This is a genomic window from Massilia sp. BSC265, from assembly GCF_000740675.1.
In the GTDB taxonomy this organism is placed as follows: domain Bacteria; phylum Pseudomonadota; class Gammaproteobacteria; order Burkholderiales; family Burkholderiaceae_D; genus Telluria.
Map to the genome: position 1 here is coordinate 290,444 of NZ_JPXI01000039.1, position 19,563 is coordinate 310,006.

Here is a 19,563-nt window from a genome sequence, read left to right on the forward strand (position 1 = left end):
TCCGCAAGCGATGCCGTTTATGGCATCGCAATGCCCTGCTGGGTTATCGCCCGGACGCGCCGAGCGCAGTCTGCTGGTGGAACAGCCACTTGCGGATCGGCGTGCGGAATGGTCTCTTCGCTGCGCTTGCCGTGGTGCTCATGGAGGCCCAGGTGCACGCCCTGCACTTGCCCTGCCGGCCCTGTCGTGGCAATCCATACGCTATCGCCTTCGACCTCGGCCTGCGCCAGTTCGCCCCCTACCAGGCTGATGCCGCGACCGGGAAGCGGCGCCAGGTGCTCCACTTCGGCAGCTTCGCTCAACCTCACACCCTTCCGTTCGGAGCACCCGGTTCCGGCGAGTCCGCCGTCGCTCTCATCGTAGGGTGGGCGGGAGACCCGCCCACCCTACAAAACCCTGGCCAAGGCATCGTCATCGAGCGCGATGCCGAGGTCCGGCGCGGCAGCGCCGACGTGGCTGAACATGGCCAGCGAGATGTCGAAGTGCTTGTTCGAGTGCGCGCCCCGGGTCAGGCCGAACATGTCCTGGCCGGCGACCGGCACGACCCGCATCGCGGTGATGACCGGCGCGCCGGCAAGCTTGCCATTCATGATCTCTCGAGTGGGATGTTCGGTTTGTTATTTCGAGCGGTAGTAGTCGGCCAGCACGCCGAAGGCCTGCTTGCGCACACCCGTCTCGGAGAGGATGCCCTTGCGGTTCCAGCCATTCTGGAACACCGGGTGCTCGCGGCGCGGCGAGCGGAAGTCCTTCAGGATCCAGGGCGACATGCCGCGCAGGGTCGGGATCTTCTCGGCCATTGCCAGGGTCTGGCGGTAGTATTCGGCCTGGTACTCCTCGGTGAACTTCTTCATGCCGTCATCGCGATATCCGGCCAGCGCATCGGCGCCGAACTCGGACAGGATCAGCGGACGGTCCGCCGGCACCTTCCATTGCAGCTTTGCCACGGCGTCGAGCTTGTCGGAACCGTACCAGCCGGCATAGGTGTTCACCGCCAGCACATCGAGCTTGTCGGCCAAAGGATCATCGATGGCCAGCGCGTCGCCGTCGTGCTTGACCAACAGGGCCGCGCTTACCAGGCGGGAGGGATCCAGCTGGCGCACGTTGTCCGCCATCGCCGCATGGAAGCGCGTCCGCGCATCCGCCACCGGCGTCTCATTCCCGACGCTCCACATGATCACCGAGGCGCGGTTGCGGTCGCGGTAGATGGTCTCGGCCTGCATCGCCAGGGCCTTGCGCAGCACGGCCGGGTTGTCCCAGTCCACCGTCCAGTACACCGGGATCTCGCTCCACACCAGCAGGCCCATCTCGTCGGCCAGGCGCACCGTCGTTTCCGAATGCGGGTAGTGCGACAGGCGCACGTAGTTGCCTCCCAGGCCGTGCTTGATCTCGTGCAACAGCGCGCGCGAGGCCGTTTCCGTCATGTTGCGCGCCGGGTTGGGGCCCAACTCTTCTTCGTGCAGCGAGATGCCGCGCAGCCACACCGGCTTGCCGTTCAGGAGGATCTGGTTGCCTTTTACCGCGATGGTGCGGAAGCCTACACGGTCGCGGACCGCGTCCCCAGGCGCGCTGAAGCGCACCTCATACAGGGTCGGCTTCTCGGGCGACCAGCGCTCCAGGCCCTTGGGCGCGGCCAGCTCGAACACGGCACGCCCATTGGCGTCGGTGACGGCGCGCGCGGTGGCGAGCGCACCGATGGCGATCGTGACCGCCTGGTTGACGGCCTGCGGTCCCTGCAGGCGCACTTCGGCGGCGATGCGGCCGTCCGGGCGCAGCTGGACCATGGCGTCGTCGATGAAGGTGGCCGGGGTGGTGATCAGGCGCACCGGGCGGGTAATGCCGCCGTACAGGTCCCAGTCGGTGATGAAGGTCGGGATCGACTGGGCGTCGTGGGTCGAGTCGACGCCGACGACCAGGCGGTTGTCGCCCGCGCGCAGCGCCTCTGTCACCTCCAGCACGAAGGGCGTGAAGCCGCCCTCGTGGCGGCCCACTTCCTTGCCGTTCAGGTAGACGTAGGCGCGGTAGTTGACCGCCTCGAAGCGCAGGAAAGCCCGCTTGCCGGCCAAGGCCTGGGCATTGAACTTGCGCTGGAACCAGATCAGGCCATCGTAGTAGCGCAGTTCGGGGGTGGCGGCATTCCAGGCGCCCGGCACGTTGATGATCGGGCCGCGGTCGAGGTCGAATTCGAAGAAATCGGCCCCGCCCTTGGCTTCGACGGCGGCGACGTCGATGTCGCGGTAGCGCTGCATGCGCGATTTCGCCACCCAGCCGTTGATGTCGGTGAGGCCGGTGCGGTACAGGTCCTTCGAATAGGTCCACTGGCCCGACAAGTCCTGGCCGTCGCGATGCAAGGCCCCGGTGAGCAGGAAGGCGGGCCTCGGCTCGTCGGCCATGGCGGGCAGGCAGGCGAACGCGCTGATGAAGATCCAGAATGCTGCGAGGAGTTTTCTCATGGGTTCAGGTAAATGCATTGGATACGGGGCCGCCCTATGTAAGGGCACAAGGCACTGATATATTAGAATTCGAACCGGCCCGGCACAACAGCAGGCCGGGTTCAATCACCATGTTGAGTGAACGCGCATCGGATCTAACACTAATATATCAGCGCAACGCCATCCCACCCATTCGACAGACCAGCGCGCCGCCCGGCGGCAGCGCAGGCACGGAGACAGACTGTGCAAACCCCATCGCGCCGGGCCTTCCTTCGCTCGGCTCCCGCCCTTCCCTTCCTTGCCTCCTTTCCCGGCCTCGCCGGCGCAATCACCGCGAACACGGGGGCGAAGCCTGCGCCCGTGCCCGGGACCGCCCTGCGCTGGCTGGATGGCCAGGCGCCCGCCCGCTTCGAAGGCTGCACCTTGGGCGTGCCCTGGCCGCGCGGCACGCTGCGCCTGCCCGCCAGCAAGCGGCTCGACTTCACCCTGGGCGCGAGCGGTCCGGCCATGCAGTCCTGGCCCCTCGCCTACTGGCCGGACGGCTCGCTGAAGTGGACCGCGCACGCAATCGCCGGCGGCGCCACCTCTGGGAACTATCGACTGGAGCGCGGCGCACCGGCGCTCGGCACGGTCTCGGTGAAGGAAAACGCGGACGGCGTGCTGCTCTCCGCCGCCGAGCTGGCGTGGGTGATCCCGCGCAGCGGCGGGGTGCTGGTGCGCAGCGCAACCCGCGCCGGCCGGGTGACGATGCAGAACCTGAAGCTGGTGGCGCTGCGCCAGGACGGCCCGCAACTGGAAACCACCGGCAGCGTCGCGCGCCGGCCCTTCACCAGCAGGATCACGAAGCTGACGGTAGAACAGACCGGCCCGGTGCGCGCCGTGGTCAAGCTCGACGGCATGCACAGCGACGGCGCCCGCGACTGGCTGCCCTTCTCGGTGCGCCTGTACTTCTATACGGGTTCCGGCAGCGTGCGCATCGTGCACTCCTTTATCTACGACGGCGACCCGGAGAAGGACTTCATCGCCGGCCTGGGCGTGACGGCACAGGTGCCGATGACGGACACGACCTACGACCGCCACGTGCGCTTCTCGGGCGAGGGCGTCGGCGTGTGGGGCGAAGCCGTGCGCCCGGTCACGGGCCTGCGTCGCGATCCGGGACAGGCATACCGGGAAGCCCAGGTGGCCGGCCAGGCGCTCCCGCCCCTGGCCGGCATGGCCAAGCCGGTCCAGGACGGCCTGCAATGGGTGCCCGAGTGGGGCGACTTCTCCCTGGCGCAGCTCTCACCGGACGGCTTCACCCTGCAGAAGCGCCTGCGCGCGGGCCGCGCCTGGATCGACTCGAATGCCGGCACCCGCAGCAAGGGCCTGCTGTACGCCGGCGGCGCTTCCGGTGGCGTGGCCCTGGGCCTGAAGGACTTCTGGCAGCGCGCCCCGGTGCAGCTGGATGTGCGCAACGCGGCGAGCCCGATGGCGGAGGTGACGGCCTGGATGTGGGCGCCCTCGGCGCCGGCCATGGACGTGCGTTCCTACCGCGCCGAAGACGGCATGGACACGCACGAGAAGCAGATCGCCGGCTTGAACATCACCTATGAAGACTACGAAGCGGGCTGGGATTCGGCCCTGGGTGTCGCCCGCACCTCCGAGCTGCAGCTGTGGGTGCTGGGCGCGACGCCCTCGCACCAGGACTTGTCGGACATGGCCGAGCAGGTCGCCCGGCCGGCCAGGTTGGTGCTCACGCCGCAGCGCATCCACCAGTGCGGCGTGTTCGGCGACTGGGACCCGGTCGATGCCTCTACCGCCGCACGCAAGCTGATCGAAGAGCGCCTCGCCCTGCAGCTGGACCAGTACCTGCGCGAGACCGAGCAGCACCGCTGGTACGGCTTCTGGTCCTATGGCGACGTGATGCACAGCTACGACGCCGACCGCCACATGTGGCGCTACGATATCGGTGGCTATGCCTGGGACAACTCGGAACTGTCGACCGACCTCTGGCTCTGGTACAGCTACCTGCGCACCGGCCGCGCCGACCTGTTCCGCTATGCCGAAGCGATGACCCGCCATACCGGCGAGGTCGACGTCTATCACCTGGGCCCCTTCAAGGGCTTCGGCACGCGCCACGCCGTGCAGCACTGGTCGGATTCCTCTAAGCAGCCGCGCGTCTCGAATGCCGCTTACCGCCGCATTTATTACTTCCTGACGGCGGACGAGCGCGTCGGCGACCTGATGCGCGAACTGCTCGACTCGGACCGGGACCTGCACAAGGTCGACATCTCGCGCAAGCTGAAGGTGGCAGGCGCGCGGCCGGACGTCTTCATCGGGGCGTCCTTCGGCACCGTCTGGGGCTCCCTGATTTCGGCCTGGCTGGCGGAATGGGAGCGCACCGGCGACACCCGCTGGCGCGACAAGATCGTGAACGGCATGCAGAGCATCGCCTCCCTCAAGCTCGGGTGGTTCGCCGCCGGCGCGCCCTACGACCATCGCACCGGCCGCTTCCATGGTCCCGGCGACAAGCCATCGTTCTCCAACCTGAACGGCGTGTTCGGGGTGGTCGAGATGAATTCCGAGCTCCTGACCCTGGTCGACGTGCCGGAATACCGCAGGACCTGGCTGCAGTACTGCCGCACCTACAATGCGCCGAAGGCGGAAGTGGTGGCCCTGCTGGGCAGCGATCCGGGCGGGCGCGGCATGCAAGACACCAATTCGCGCATGACGGCCTACGCCGCTTACCAGCTGCGCGACCGGGCCCTGTCGCTGCGGGCCTGGCGCGAGTTCTTCGCGTCCGACTGGCTCAGGCCGGGCGACCCACGCCACACCGTGCGCCGCATCGACGGCCCCGCCGTATTGCGTGCGCTCGACGAGATGAGCGGCATCAGCACCAACGGCTCGGCGCAGTGGGGCCTGGCGGCGATCCAGCACATGGCCCTCGGCAGCGATACGCTGGACGAGGCAGCGCGTGCGGCGGGGCTGCTGCGCTGACCGGGCTCAGTTGAAGCGCCCTGCCGCCCCGCCCATGCTGTAGCGTCCCGCCCCGAGGAAGACGAGCGCGATCGCGGTGCCGAGATAGAGCCCCTGCAGTTCGAGGGCCCAGCCGCCGGTATCCGAGAGCGCGAAGAACTCGGCGGTATGCACCAGCAGCAGCGCCACCACCATGTTGATGGCGACCACCACGGCAGCAAGCCGGGTGAACACCCCCACCAGGATCAGCAGGGGCGCCAGGACTTCGCCGATGTAGACCAGGTAGCCGAAGACGCCCGGCAAGCCGGCCTTCTGCAGCATGCCTTCGATGAAACCGATGCCGCCGCCGATCTTCGACAGCCCGTGGAACAGCAGCAGGACCGCGAGCACGATGCGGAGGATGAGCTTGCCCAGGTCGTCGTGGCTGGCGTGTACGGCTGTGGTCTGCATGGCGCCCTCCGTGGTTTTGTCGGGCGAGCATAGCACCGCGCGACACATGCCGGTGCCCGGGTGGACGTCAATCGGGACCCGGCATCCAGTAGTTGGGATATTGCGCGCGCAGCGCGTCGAGCTCGGAGAGCGTTCCCGACAGGTGGCGTCGCACGGCCTGCTCGGCCGCGAGGGCGTCGCCCCGCCCGATCGCGTCGGCGATGTCGGCATGGTCCTTCAGCACCGACTCGGCCTTGCCGTTGAGCGGCAGGTGCAGGCGGCGCAGGCGGTCCATGTTGCCGCTGCGGTGGCGCATCAGCCGCCACAATTCCTCGACTTCGGCGGCAAGGTAGAGCTGCTTGTGGAAGGCGTGGTCGACGCGGCTGAAGGACTCCAGGTCGCGCGCCTTGAGCGCCGCCCGCTGCTGGAGCACCAGGCTCTGCAGGCTCTGTGCCAGCGCCGCATCGTTCTTCTGCGCCAGGGTGCGCACGACCTCCAGTTCGATCGACAGCCGCAGGAAATGGGCCTGGCGCGCCGAGGCGATGCTGATGCCGCGCACCCGCGTCGCGTGCTGCGGATAGATGTCGACCAGTCCCTCTTCCTCGAGGCGCATCAGGGCATCCCGGATGGGAGTGACGGACAGCTCGAAATGTGCGGACAGCTCGTTCCGCGACAGCAGGGTTCCGGGCTTGAGCGTGAGATTGACGATTTCTTCGCGCAGGTATTCGTACACCTGGACCGCGGCGTGGCGCGACCGGTCGAGGGTGAACGGACTGCGGAATGCGATGGTTTCCATAGGGTGAAGCTTCAATCTCGCTACGTGGGGTGTTGTGAACTTTCCGCGCAAGGCGCGGCAGGGCGACAGGCGGCACCAGTCAAGGCCGGTCTACTTGACAAGATGCTAGCACATTAGCGCACCGCCCAGCAGGCCTGCCCTCGGCCACGATCGCCGCCCCGCCTACGAGGCCCCTTCATGCTGTCTCGGGTGCAGCTCAGGTGCAGCTCAGGTGTAGATTACTCAGTTCGATGAGCGTTTCGGAGATGGGCAAGTTCCCTCCACGCCGACCCGCTACAATACTAATACATTACCTGTCGCTGAGCTCCATGCGACCCATACGACTGACGATGATGAAATCACGATTGGCGGCCTTAGGCCTGCTGCTGGCATCGGCCCTCGCCCATGCAGCGCCCTTCACCCTCGACGCCGACGGGCGCCTGCCCGTCATCGTCACCGATGCGCAGCCCACCTACCGCCTGGCGGGCGGGGTGCTCGGCCGCGACCTGCAGGGGCTGACCGGGCTCGCGAGTACCCGCAGCGACAGCCTGGACGACTGCCGGGACCGCTGCATCATGATCGGCAGCGCCGCTTCCCCGCTGGTCACGCAGGCGGCACAGGCGATGGGCGTCGACCTGTCGCCCCTGCGCGGCCAGCAAGAGCGCTACATCCGGGCCGCGGGCATGGTGGACGGCCGCAGCGTGCTCCTGATCGCCGGCGCCGATCGCCGCGGCGCCGTCTACGGCGTGGTGGACGCATCGCGCGAGCTGGGCATCTCGCCCTGGGAGTGGTGGGCCGACGTCAAGCCGCGGCGCCGCACGGGGCTCGTCCTGGACGGCGCGCGCCGCCTGTCGCCCGCGCCCTCGGTGGCCTGGCGCGGCATCTTCATCAACGACGAGGACTGGGGCCTGCAGCCCTGGGCTGCGAAGACCTACGATCCGGTGAAGGACATCGGCCCTGCCACCTACGCCCGCGTGTTCGAGCTGATGTGGCGCCTGAAGGCCAACCTGATCTGGCCGGCCATGCACGACTCCACCCGCGCCTTCTACGCGGTGCCGGGCAACGCCCGGGTGGCGGACGACTACGCCATCCTGGTCGGCACCTCGCATGCCGAGCCGATGATGCGCAATAACGTCGGCGAGTGGAAGAAGCTCCATGGTCCCTTCAACTTCTTCACGAACCGCGAGCGCCTGCTGGGCTACTGGCAGGAGCGCATCGATCAGGTAAAGGGTTTCGAGAACGTCTACACCCTCGGCCTGCGCGGCGTGCACGATTCGGCCATGGAAGGCGCCACCAGCCCGGAACACGCGCGCGACACCGTGCAGCAGGTCATCGGCCTGCAGCGCGACATGCTTGCCCGCAGCCTGGGCAAGCCGGCGGCGAACATCCCGACCGTGTTCACGATGTACAAGGAGGTGCTGGACTATTACAACGCCGGCCTGCAGGTGCCTGGCGACGTCAGCCTGGTGTGGCCCGACGATAACTACGGCTACCTGCACCAGCTGGGCACGGCGAAGGAACGCGCCCGCCCCGGCGGCAACGGCATCTACTACCACATCTCCTACTGGGGCCGACCGCACGACTACCTGTGGCTGGGCACGACCCATCCGGCCCTGATCCGCGACCAGCTCGAGCGCGCCTGGAGCATGGGCGCACGAAGAATGTGGGTGGTGAACGTGGGCGACATCAAGCCGGGCGAATACCTGACCCAGTACTTCCTCGACGCCGCCTTCGACGCCGGCGTGCTGCGCCAGGATCCGGCGCGCCACCTGAGCACCTGGGCCGCGCAGGCGTTCGGCGCCGACCACGCCGCGGAAGTCGCCGCCATCCAGCAGGAGTACTACCGCCTGGCCTGGGAACGCCGTCCCGAATTCATGGGCTGGAGCCAGACCGAGCCGACGCGCCCCGTGCGCACCACCGAGTACGTGCGCACCGGCGGCGAAGAAGCGGAGCAGCGCCTGGCCCGCTACGGCGCGCTGGTGGCACGGGCCGAAGCGGTCGAACAGCGCCTGCCGGCGGAACTGCGCGACGCCTACTTCCAGCTGGTGCTCTACCCGGTGCGCTCCAGCGCCAACCTCAACCGGCGTATCCTGAAGTTGGACCTGGCGGGTGAATACGCGCTGCAGCAGCGGCCCTCGTCCAACCTCTACGCCAGCCAGGCGAAGGAGGCGCATACGGCACTGGTGCGCGACGCGGCCGCCTACAACGCGCTCGGCAAGGGCAAGTGGGCGCACCTGATGGACATTGCACCGCGTCGCCTGCCGGTATTCGCAGAGCCGGCCTACCCCTCCTGGTCGCCGTCGGCGCGGCGCGGCTGCGGCCTGGTCTATCCGGCGCCGCATTCAAGCGAGGCGAGCATGCTGGTGCTGCCGGCCGGCCGACAGGCCAGCCGTAGCGTCACCCTGGTCAGTTACGGCGGCGAGCAGCTCACGTGGTCGGTCGCTCCCGGTGCGCAGGGCCTGCGCACGCACGTGCAGGGCGGCCTGCTCGATGCGTCGAACGGCTACGAACAGCGTATCGCGCTGGAGTACGACGGCTCAGCCAAGCCGGCCCTTGCACTGCAGTGCGGTGGCCGAACCGTCAAGCTGAACGCGCAGGCGCAGGATGCAGGCGACAAGGCGCTGCCGGGTGAGCGCGAGCGGATCGTGGTGCTGCCGGCCGGCAGCGCGGCGGCGAGCAGCGAATGGGCGTTGCAGCCAGGCCTGGGCACGTCAGGCCAGGCGATGCGCGCCCGCCTCGACCTGCCGAAGCGCACCTCGCTGACGAAGGCCAAGCCCCTCACCTACCGTTTCCAGACCCGCAGCGACGGCGGCGCCCTGCTGCGCTTCGTCGCCGTGCCGGTCCACGCCCTCACTTCCGAGCACCGGCTGCGCATTGCCGTCCAGCTCGACGACGGACCGCTCCAGACCTTCGACTACACCACGGTCGGCCGCAGCGACGAGTGGAAACAGAACGTCCTGTCCAACACGGCGGTACGCAGCACCAGCCTCGCCCGGCTCAAGCCCGGCGTGCACACGCTGCGCGTCTTTGCGCTCGATCCCGGCGTGGTGCTCGACCGTATCGACATCGTGCTGGACGGCGCACCGCACTACTACGGCATGCCGCCGGCCGACTGAACCGCCCCCTCTTCTGAATACGGAGACATCCATGCCTCTCGCGCGTCCTTCCTCGAGCCCCACCATCAGCGCCATGCGGGTCATTCCCGTGGCGGGCCGCGACAGCATGTTGCTCAACCTGTGCGGCGCCCATGGCCCCTTCTTCATCCGCAACCTGGTGCTGCTGGAAGCCAGCGACGGCAGCACAGGCATTGGCGAGGTACCCGGCGGCGCCGGCATCCTGAAGGCGCTGCAGAAAGCGGTAGCGCTGGTCGAAGGTACGGAAGTCGCCCGCTACCAGCGCACCTTGAATGCCATTCGCGCCAGCCATGGCGCGCACACCGGCACCATGCAGCACCAGGTCAGCTCCGCCGCGGAGGCAGCCGTGCTGCGCCAGCCGCACGAGATCAACCTGCGGCTCGACAATGTCATCACCGCCGTCGAGGCGGCGCTGCTCGACCTGCTGGGCCAGCACCTGGGCGTGCCGGTCTGCGAGCTGCTGGGCAGCGGCCAGCAGCGCGACCGGGTGCCGATGCTGGCCTACCTGTTCTATATCGGCGACAGCCGGCGCACGGGCCTCGACTACGTTGCGCCGCGCCCCGGCGACGACTGGTACGGCATGCGCCTGCGCGAAGCGCTCACCCCTAGCGCGATCGCCGACCTGGCCGACGCGGCCGCCGCGCGCTACGGCTTCCAGGACTTCAAGCTCAAGGGCGGCGTGATGTCGGCGCAGGACGAACTGCAGGCGATCGCCGCGATCAAGCGCCGTCGTCCAGCCGCGCGCTGCACGGTGGACCCGAACGGCGCCTGGTCGCTGTCCGAGGCGGTCGCTGTCGGCAAGGAATACGGGCACCTGCTGGCCTATGCCGAGGACCCCTGCGGACCCGAGCAGGGATACTCCGGCCGCGAGATCATGGCCGAGTTCAAGCGCGCTACCGGCGTGCGCACCGCCACCAACATGGTCGCGACCGACTGGCGCCAGATGGGCCACTCGCACCTGCTGGGCGCGATCGACATCCCGCTCGCCGATCCGCACTTCTGGACCATGGGGGGCTCGGTGCGCCTGGCCCAGCTGTGCCACGACTGGGGCCTGACCTGGGGTTCGCATTCGAACAACCACTTCGACGTGTCGCTGGCAATGTTCACCCACGCCGCCGCTGCCGCACCGGGCGCCATCACGGCCATCGACACCCACTGGATCTGGCAGGAAGGGAGCGAGCGGCTCACGCGCGAGCCGCTGCAGATCGTCGACGGCGCCGTCAGCGTGCCGGACCGGCCCGGACTGGGCATCGAACCGGACATGGCGCGCATCGAAGCGGCGCACGCCCTGTACAAGCAGGTGGCGACCGGCGCACGCGACGATGCGATGGCAATGCGCTGCCTGGTGCCGGGCTGGACCTACGATCCGAAACGGCCGAGCTTCGCACGCTGACCGGCGCTTTTTTTGCAAGCGTTGCGCGGACGCCCAAGAATACAAGTTGTTACCGCTTTGCGCTTGCATGGTCCCGGATTTGGCAGGAAGATGAATTCGCCCTGACCCGTTGTGGCGAAGGGGCCAAGGGATAGGAGCACGCCATGCAAGGCTTCATGTTCGCGACCGGGATCGAGGGCAGCTATCCGGTCGTCGCCGGGCGCAACGGTGACGCGCTGCGCGTCGACGAGATGGAAAAGACCGGCCATTACCGGCACTGGAAAGAAGACCTGTCCCTGGTCAGCGCGCTCGGGATCGACGCGCTGCGCTACGGGCCGCCCTACTACCGCGTGCACCAGGGCCCCGGCTGCTATGACTGGGATTTCACCGACGAGGTCTTCGCCGAAATCCAGCGGCGCGGCATCAAGCCGATCGTCGACCTGTGCCACTTCGGCGTGCCCGACTGGCTGGGGAATTTCCAGAATCCGGAGTTCGTCCCCTTCTTCACCGAGTACGCCTCCGCCTTCGCGAAGCGCTATCCCTGGGTCGACCTGTACACCCCGATCAACGAGATCTACATCACCGCCAAGTTCTCGGCCCATGAAGGCCTGTGGAACGAGCGCCTGCGCTCGGACCGGGCGTTCGTCACCGCCATGCGCAACCTGGCGCGGGCCAACATCCTGTCGACGGAAGCGATCATGATGGTGCGGCCGGACGCCAAGTTCATCCAGAGCGAATCCTCCGAGTACTACCACCCTTCCGGCCCCGAGGCCACCGAGGTCGCGCGCCACATGAACGAGCTGCGCTTCCTGGCCCTGGACCTGACCTATGGCCACGACGTGAGCGGCAGGATGTACGAATACCTGTTCGACCACGGCATGACGCGCAAGGACTACCACTTCTTCCTCAACCGCAGCGTCAAGCCCGTCTGCATCATGGGCAACGACTACTACGCCACCAACGAGCATGTCATCAAGCCGGACGGCAGCACCACGTCCTGCGAACTGTTCGGCTACTACGTGATCACCCAGCAGTACTACCACCGCTACCGCATCCCGGTGATGCACACCGAGACCAACAACCGCGACACCGGCGCCGGCGAAAAGGATGCGCGCGCCTGGCTCGACAAGCAGTGGTCGAACCTGGTACGCCTGAAATCGGACGGGGTCCCCATCCTCGGCTTCACCTGGTACAGCCTGGTGGACCAGGTCGACTGGGACAGCACGCTCACCCTTGACGCCGGCACGGTCAACCAGTACGGCTTGTGCGACCTGGAACGGCGCGTGCGGCCGGTGGGCGAGGCTTATCGCGACCTGATCCAGACGTGGCGGCACCGGGTGGGGAACGATTTTATTTTCCTGCGCTGAGGCGTAAAGTGCAGACTGTGCGGCTGCTCACGGGTGGGATTCGCCCACGTGCCGCGGGCCGCCCTGGCGCGAGTACGCGCCAAGCTTCGAATCCCACACGCAGAGCCCGCAGGGGCTCTGCTCCTCTCCGCACGCGCTCGGACAACGGGGCCGAATTCACCGCCACGGCCGTCATGAAATGGCTGCGGGACCAAGGACATCGGCCCGGCCTATATCAAGCCGGGCAGTCCATGGCAGAACGGTTTCGTCGAAAGCTGCAATGGCAAACTGCGCGATGAATACCTGAACCGGGAATGGTTCGTCAGCCGGCAGGAGGCCAAGCTAATCATTGAGAAATGGCGGCACTTCTATAACAATAAGCGGCCGCATTCTGCACTTGGCAATCGTACACCGGCTGCAGTCGGGCGTCAGCGGTGCCAGAAACAGGTTGCCTGAAGTCGAAAACTAACAATCGCCGTGGCTACAAATTAACCGATCAGGTCAGAGTAATCGTGGCGCCTTATTTGTATCTGCGGCAGCCCCTCTTTTACCTACTGTGCCGTGCTTGTGGCGCGCAGCAGCCCGGCCACTACCGCCACGCGACATGCAACTTGCGCCCGTGTCAGGTGCGCGTCTGTCGCACCATCCAGTCCTCTCCTCTGCCCATAATGACGCCTTCTGGTCAGTTTACGAACCGTAGCGTCCGAAGGTCACCAATCTTCCGCAGCGCGCGGAAGGCCGTCCGCGGAACCTCTATCCCATCGTTCATGACGGTCGAGCTTATCGATCCTCAATTCCACGCTTGCCTGAAAATGCCAGAATTAATTGTTCCGGTTGGAAACTCAGGGAGCACGCTGTGCAAAATGATACCGAGCTTGTCAATTTCATACTGACGAAAAAAAAAGCTGATCACCACCAACCGTCCTATCCGCTTGACACTTGTTTATAAAAAGCAACAGATCTCCGACGTCCTACTCCCTCAGTTTGTCCGCAGTACCGAATCCGTCTGCAGTGGGTTCGAGTATCAGGTCAATTGCGTTGCCACTTCCAACAGTCTGCCACTGAAGGAATTCATTGGCGTGCCCGCCGCCCTTGAGTTCGTCAATGATCGAGGCCAGTTGCGCAAGGTGTGTGGTCTGGTCACGCAGGCAAGCTCTGGCGAGTGCGATGGCGCGATTGCGAGCTACCAACTCGTCATTCGCGACGCCATGGCGGTCATGGAGCAACGTGTCAACACGCGCGTGTTCAGGAAAATGAGCTGGCCGCGGATCGTCACTGTCGTGTTGCAGGAATGGTTGCAGCTGAACAGCGCATTGAGTGGCTACTTCGAATTTGAACTTGCACCTGGGTTCCATCTGGAGAAATATCCCGAGCGCGAACAGACGATACAGTTCAACGAATCGGATGCAAGCTTTATCCGTCGACTATTGGCGCGCTCCGGAGTTGCCTGGTTCTTCCGCCCGGGGTGCCACCCAGCACACCGGCAAGCAACTCACGACTCGGAATTGCCGGTGCATACTCTCGTGCTATTTGACAACCCGCGTGACCTGAAGCAGAACGCGGCCGGCGTCGTACGCTACCACCGCGACAACGCCACCGAGCAGCGCGATTCGGTCACACGTTGGGGCGCAGTACGCAAGCTTCAGGCAGGCAGCGTCCGGGGTTTCAGTTGGGACTACAAGCGACCGGAAAGCATCCCCGGGATGGCCGCTGAAATACCAGGCCAGGTCGATCAAGGCCCATCCGGCAACCAGTTAGCTGGCGGAGTGCAAGAATACATCGTTGAATCACCGCATGCGGGCTCTGACGACAAGGAGCTATATCGCCTGGGCGTGCTGCGCATGCAGCGCAAGGAGCTCGATACAAAACGCTTCACCGGAGAAGGAAGCGTCCGCGACTTCTGTGCAGGCGAGTACTTCACCATCAGCGACCACCCGGAAATCGATGGCCATCCTGCCGCCGAGCGCGATTTCATCATCACGTCAATCGAAGTCAAGGCACAGAACAACCTCCCAAAAAGCTTGGAACAACGGATACAACGGCTGTTCCATTTCAATGACTGGCGCGGTACGGCGGGCATGCCCACTGATCTTTCCAGCGAAGATAACGCAAACCGTTTCCACATGCGATTCGAGGCGGTACGGCGCACTATCCCTATCGTCCCAGCATTCGACCCGCGTACCGACCTGAGCGACCCCGGTTTGCAGATTGCAATCGTGGTTGGCAGAGAAAACGACGTCGTGCATTGCGACGAACTCGGCCGCGTGAAGATTCGATTTCCTGCGACGCGTCCGGAAGACCATCAGCACGCACAAGGCGCGGGCGCATCGGACACGGATGCGGATTCGGCCTGGGTGCGGGTGGCCACGAATTGGGCCGGCAACGGCACCTCGCACTGCGGCACCCTGGCGCTACCCCGCGTGGGGACCGAAGTCCTGGTGGCCTTTCTCGGCGGCGACCCCGACAAACCCATCATTCTTTGCCAGCTTTTCAATGGGCGTGCCTTGCCTCCCCCCTTGAGCAATCGCGCCAACCTGCCGTCAACGCGCTTTCTTTCGGGCATGCGTAGCCAGGAGATCCACGGCGGGCGCATGAACCAGCTCCGGTTCGACGATACACCGCGCGAAATCAGCGCCCAGTTGGCGAGCGACGATGGCGCTTCGCAGTTGAATCTCGGATGGCTGACGCATCCAAGGGGGGAAGACCGGCGCCCCCGCGGCGAAGGCGCTGAGCTGCGTAGTGACAAGGCCGTCGCAATCCGGGGTGGCAAAGGCGTGCTGGTTACCGCAAGCAATAGCAACCAGGCCGAAGGCAAACAGCTGGACCGGGCCGAATTGATTGGCCTTGCCGACGGCTTGCGCGACATTGCCGACCAGCTCGCGAAGCTCGCGGAAACTCATTCAAAAGACCCGGCAAACGGTCCGCAACTGGCGCAACTGGTTGACAAGCTCAGGCATCTGGATCACGGAACGAATGCCGCTGCCGGAGCAGCCGGCGCTACGGGTGGCGCACCCATTGTGGCAGTCAGCGGTCCTGCGGGAATTGTCGTGGCAAGCAATGAAGACCTGGCGCTCGGTGCGGAAAAGAACGCCTACCTCATCACGGCTGCGGACACGCAGCTCACTGCCGGCGGGCAAACATCGCTACGCGCGGCGCAGGGCGTCAGCGTCTTTGCCAATGACGGCGGCATGAAGCACATTGCCGCACGCGGCAACATACAGACCGAAGCGCAGGACGGCACCATCGAGCTGCTGGCAAAAAAGGTGATGGAGCTGATCAGCACGACAGACTGGATCAGCATCAAGGCCAGGAAGGGTGTCTGTCTCTACGGCGGTGGCAGTGAATTGAAAATCAGCGAAGAGGGAATTATCGGCAGCACGACAGGCAACAGCCACATCTACGCTGCCGATCACCAGACCTTCCCGAAACGAGCGCAGCAAACCCAGTTCCCCGACGAATTGCCGCATCACGATATCTGCATCCCTTGCATGCTCGCGGCAGCACGTGCCCATAGCCCATTGGTGGAGGCAGAATGAGCCAGGGTAATTCGAATGGTTCCGTCTATCTCCTGATCGACAACGGCATGCTGGATGAAGTATCGGCCAGCTACGCCGAGGATGCTCCCGAAAGCCGCCCGGCATGGCTGGCGCCGATTTATCCAGAGCGTGCCCTGGCGGTCAGCCCACTTCTGGTCGACGTCGAAGCCGCTTACGAAGTCGGCGATCTCGATCGTGTCATGCGCCTCATGAACGCGCGCAAGCCTGCACTGCACGTGTCTGTCATCGAGTCAGCGCTGGATATCGGCCAGCTTGCCCACCATCTGGGCAGATTCATTTTCATTCTTAATCCGGAGGGCAAGCAGTTCACGCTCAGGTATGCGGACTGCGCGGTTCTCGCAGCGCTCTCGGAATTGCTGACGCCGGCACAGTGGGCCGCGATGTCAGGACCGATTGCACGTTGGACTATCCATTACCGTTCGGGCGCGCTAGTCCCGCTGCCACCGGCCGAGGCGATCACAGTTGCACTGACGCCCCTGCGCCTGGACCAGGATCAGCTGCTGGCCTTGGACGAGGCAAGCGAACCGGATCACTTCATCGCCAAGGTGAAGATGATGCGCAATGGCGAGGCCTTGCCCGGCAACGCGGTGGAACAGCACGAATGGGCGCAAGCGGCACGCCGAGCCTGGCGAGCCGCCGGCAACGCGCAACCCCAAATTTTAATGTTCCTGACCGAGGCCGCACTCCTGACCAACGGCGCAATCCTGCGACGGCAGGAGATTCGCGAATTCCTTGTGATGAATGAAGTCAGCGCGTTCCGAAGCAGATTGCGGGAACTCGTCGACGATCTACAGGAAAGACGCAGCCGGGCCACCCAGGGAGCCACTGCAGGCGACGATTCAAATGCAATCCCGATTGTTATCTGACACAGAGGCATTATGAAAATTCCTATCCTCTCGGTTGTGCGGTCGCATCCCAGCGTATCTTTACTGGCCATGGGGGTGTTGCTTGGATCTTATGCGCTACTCCACGCTCGTACCAGGGGCGACGACCGTATGGGTGTCTCCATCAACTCGGTTCACCACCTGGGATCGGGTCATCTCATTCATGAATTTTATGTTGATAAAGGTTATTACGGTAACGTTGGTGAAGAAGGCGGCGGCGGTGATGTCACATGTTGTGTCACGCTCCCGAAACACTGGCATCCAGGATTGAAAGCGGACGTCCGCTGGGAGGTGTACCGCATAATCAAACCAACAGACCCTGCGGAAGAAGAAACGGTGGAACCAGAGGGTATATACCGTGCGCAGGTGCCGGTGGAGTCGTATCGGGAACCGGGGCAGTTTGTTGTTCATTTCTTCCCCAATGGTCGCGTGCGCATTGTTGTGAGTTCAATTAGCCCGTCCGGGGATGGGCACCCGATTAGAAAGGGGGATGCTCGAGAGGGCCTGTTAGCGACAGCAGGCGTGCCGATCAAAGAAATTTTCACTGCCGAAGAACTTGCGGATATTGCACGTGAAAATGCCCGCGACCGGGCTAAATATGGAAACTGGCGATGAAACGGGCCGACGTCATCATCGCGCCCACAAGAGGTGCGCCGACCTCTGGAGTGAGGCGGATCGTTCCGGAATACGACTGTGATTTCAAGAAATGCGAAGTCACGTCGAACATCGGACTCTTTTTTGATGGAACACGCAACAATCGAGACCGCGATCGTCCAGAATTCGCTGATAGCAACATTGCGCGGCTGCGTGACGTCTACCATAGCGCGGAAGATATGGGCTACTACCGAGTCTATATTCCAGGGGTCGGAACGCGATTTCCCGAGATCGGGGAGCAGGACGAAAGCACCATGGGTTCAGCATGTGCCTTCGGCTGTGAAGAGCGGGTCATTTTCGGCCTGTTGGCCGTTTTCAATGCGCTACACCGGCGTTGTTTCAACAGCCTCATGTTTGACGAAGGCGCCGTGCTCGCCTTATGCCGTAACGGCCGCAATGTGACCGACGCAGACGATAGAGACTGTCTTGCCAAGCTCGGCACACGCAGTGGCCTGCTGCAAGCGGCGCTATCCAACGACAGCGACCGCCGTGCGTTCCTGACGCGGCAGGCCCAACTTCTGGAAGCAAAACTCAAGGGCAGAAAGCCCCGCGTGGTCGAATGTTTCCTCGACGTGTTCGGATTCTCCAGGGGTGCGGCGGAAGCCAGGGTATTCTGCCACTGGCTGGACGAATTGCTGGTCGGCGGCCGTCTGGCCGGCGTGCCCCTGCGCTTTCGCTTCGTCGGGCTGATTGACACCGTCGCCTCAGCGGGATTCTGGTCCGGCACCTCGGCGCTGCTCGCCAACTCGACCGGCGGACATGGCGCATGGGCGAGTGGCGGGTCGCTGCGCGTACCAGCCTCCGTGCCGAATTGCGTTCACATGGTTGCAATGCACGAGCTTCGCCGCAACTTCCCCCTGGATGAAATCGGCGTCGACGGGAAGCTGCAAACAGGATGGAGCCAGCACGCCTACCCGGGCTCGCACAGCGATGTCGGCGGCGGCTACCGGCCGGGTGAGCTCGGCATCTCGGTGGGAGATAATCCCCAGCACGGCGACTCCCTGAAGCTGTCCCAGATACCGCTGAACCACATGTTCGATTGCGCGGTAGCGGCTGGCGCCCCGATGAAAAAACCTAAAATCAAATCTGGTGCCCATGACCCATTCGCCATCCATCCCGACCTGGCCAAAGCCTACGACGAATTCCTTGCACAAGCCACGCTCGCGCCCCGTCCGATGTACGAGTGGCTCCAGCCGTATCAACTGGCGATGGCAGATGCGTAACCATTTTCACACGACCACTCAGGTCAAGCGAGCCAGCCAGTCCGACCGGGAAATTCTGCTTGCCTTTAACAAGAGCCTGGTCAACGACGCCGCCGCCATGCTGCGATCCGCCGCGATGGGCCTGGGCCAGCGGACACTCGCGGTCGTCAAGGACGTCTTCAATACCGGTGCGCGAAAAGACCTTGTGACGACCAGCGCATTGGACCCGGAAGCCCGGGAGGTGTTTGCCCGGGCCCAGCGCGCCACAGCGACGCTGCCTTCGTTTGCCGCCCTGTTTGACAGCTACGTGCATGATTCGCTGGCCGGATTCAATTCGCCAACGCTGGAACTGACAGGCTATTGGCGCTATCGAAAAATCTTCCTGGGTAATGACGAGGCGCTTATCGCAGCCAATCAGGATGCCGATGCGGCGCGCAACGTCGCGTGACTTTTTCGGACGAGGCCAGCATGAAAGACCATCGAGGGCGCGGTGTCATCCGGCTTGGCGACAAAACCACGCACGGCGGAGAAGTCATCTCGGCGGCGCAGGACTTCACGGTACTGGGCAAGCGGGTCGCTGTCGAAGGCGATTCCACCCATTGCCCTCAATGCAAAGGAAAGTTTCCGATCCTGCCAAGCGGCAGCACCCGCAGACACCATGGGAAGCAAGTTGCATACGACCAGGACCTCACTGCGTGCGGCGCCAAGCTGATTTCATCGATCTGACCGGCATCCGGGGTTATGACACATTTGTAACCCAAAATTCAAAAACTATCGGTATTTTCCTTTTTGGTTAAGGTTGACTTCTGAGTTTGCCACGAGTCGC

At 64.6% G+C, this 19,563-nt stretch carries 15 protein-coding genes and 1 pseudogene; 11 read left to right on the plus strand and 5 right to left on the minus strand.

Annotation, left to right across the window (positions count from 1 at the left end):
- Positions 1-17: 17 nt before the first annotated feature.
- From MA09_RS20130 to MA09_RS20140, 3 genes are all read right to left on the minus strand, one after another.
- Positions 18-302: a hypothetical protein gene (locus MA09_RS20130; protein ID WP_152594726.1), complete on the minus strand. Its 285-nt coding sequence runs from the start codon at positions 300-302 to the stop codon at positions 18-20.
- A gap of 84 nt (positions 303-386) precedes the next feature.
- Positions 387-590, minus strand: coding sequence for a hypothetical protein (locus MA09_RS25125; protein WP_036252393.1), 204 nt, complete (start codon positions 588-590; stop codon positions 387-389).
- Positions 591-617: 27 nt separating this feature from the next.
- Complete coding sequence (locus MA09_RS20140) at positions 618-2,450, minus strand: glycoside hydrolase family 2 protein (protein WP_036252395.1); 1,833 nt, start codon at positions 2,448-2,450, stop codon at positions 618-620.
- Positions 2,451-2,672: 222 nt separating this feature from the next.
- Here MA09_RS20140 and MA09_RS20145 point away from each other — a divergent pair, with 222 nt between their 5' ends.
- Positions 2,673-5,405, plus strand: coding sequence for a hypothetical protein (locus MA09_RS20145; protein WP_036252397.1), 2,733 nt, complete (start codon positions 2,673-2,675; stop codon positions 5,403-5,405).
- 6 nt (positions 5,406-5,411) lie between these two features.
- Here the strand turns inward: MA09_RS20145 and MA09_RS20150 are convergent, their stop codons facing one another.
- Entirely contained in the window at positions 5,412-5,834 is a 423-nt protein-coding gene (locus MA09_RS20150; protein ID WP_051933633.1) for a DoxX family protein, read from the minus strand.
- Positions 5,835-5,901: 67 nt separating this feature from the next.
- Positions 5,902-6,609, minus strand: coding sequence for a GntR family transcriptional regulator (locus MA09_RS20155; RefSeq protein ID WP_036252399.1), 708 nt, complete (start codon positions 6,607-6,609; stop codon positions 5,902-5,904).
- Between the two features lie 329 nt (positions 6,610-6,938).
- On the opposite strand from MA09_RS20155, the gene MA09_RS20160 reads away from it, so the two are divergent.
- The 10 genes and pseudogenes from MA09_RS20160 to MA09_RS20200 all read left to right on the plus strand — a co-directional run bounded on the left by MA09_RS20160 (position 6,939) and on the right by MA09_RS20200 (position 19,463).
- Positions 6,939-9,704 carry a glycosyl hydrolase 115 family protein gene (locus MA09_RS20160; protein ID WP_036252400.1) on the plus strand — a complete coding sequence of 922 codons (2,766 nt, stop codon included), beginning with the start codon at positions 6,939-6,941 and terminating at the stop codon, positions 9,702-9,704.
- Between the two features lie 31 nt (positions 9,705-9,735).
- Positions 9,736-11,115, plus strand: coding sequence for an enolase C-terminal domain-like protein (locus MA09_RS20165; RefSeq protein ID WP_036252402.1), 1,380 nt, complete (start codon positions 9,736-9,738; stop codon positions 11,113-11,115).
- Positions 11,116-11,258: 143 nt separating this feature from the next.
- Positions 11,259-12,461 carry a family 1 glycosylhydrolase gene (locus MA09_RS20170; protein ID WP_051933634.1) on the plus strand — a complete coding sequence of 401 codons (1,203 nt, stop codon included), beginning with the start codon at positions 11,259-11,261 and terminating at the stop codon, positions 12,459-12,461.
- A 122-nt stretch (positions 12,462-12,583) separates the two neighbouring features.
- Positions 12,584-12,896 (plus strand): annotated as a pseudogene (locus MA09_RS24285) (transposase); the annotation flags it as partial.
- A 476-nt stretch (positions 12,897-13,372) separates the two neighbouring features.
- Positions 13,373-15,976: a type VI secretion system Vgr family protein gene (locus tag MA09_RS20175; protein WP_051933635.1), complete on the plus strand. Its 2,604-nt coding sequence runs from the start codon at positions 13,373-13,375 to the stop codon at positions 15,974-15,976.
- Positions 15,973-16,863: a DUF4123 domain-containing protein gene (locus MA09_RS23845; protein ID WP_051933636.1), complete on the plus strand. Its 891-nt coding sequence runs from the start codon at positions 15,973-15,975 to the stop codon at positions 16,861-16,863. The genes MA09_RS20175 and MA09_RS23845 overlap by 4 nt, the downstream gene beginning before the upstream one ends.
- 12 nt (positions 16,864-16,875) lie before the next feature.
- A complete protein-coding gene (locus MA09_RS24290; RefSeq protein ID WP_081897715.1) occupies positions 16,876-17,496 on the plus strand; it encodes a DUF3304 domain-containing protein in 621 nt (206 codons plus the stop codon).
- Complete coding sequence (locus tag MA09_RS20190) at positions 17,493-18,758, plus strand: DUF2235 domain-containing protein (protein ID WP_051933637.1); 1,266 nt, start codon at positions 17,493-17,495, stop codon at positions 18,756-18,758. The genes MA09_RS24290 and MA09_RS20190 overlap by 4 nt, the downstream gene beginning before the upstream one ends.
- Entirely contained in the window at positions 18,751-19,185 is a 435-nt protein-coding gene (locus MA09_RS20195; RefSeq protein ID WP_036252406.1) for a hypothetical protein, read from the plus strand. The genes MA09_RS20190 and MA09_RS20195 overlap by 8 nt, the downstream gene beginning before the upstream one ends.
- A 20-nt stretch (positions 19,186-19,205) precedes the next feature.
- Positions 19,206-19,463 (plus strand): PAAR domain-containing protein, encoded by a 258-nt coding sequence (locus MA09_RS20200; RefSeq protein ID WP_036252529.1) that lies wholly within the window; start codon positions 19,206-19,208, stop codon positions 19,461-19,463.
- The last annotated feature ends 100 nt before the right edge of the window (positions 19,464-19,563 follow it).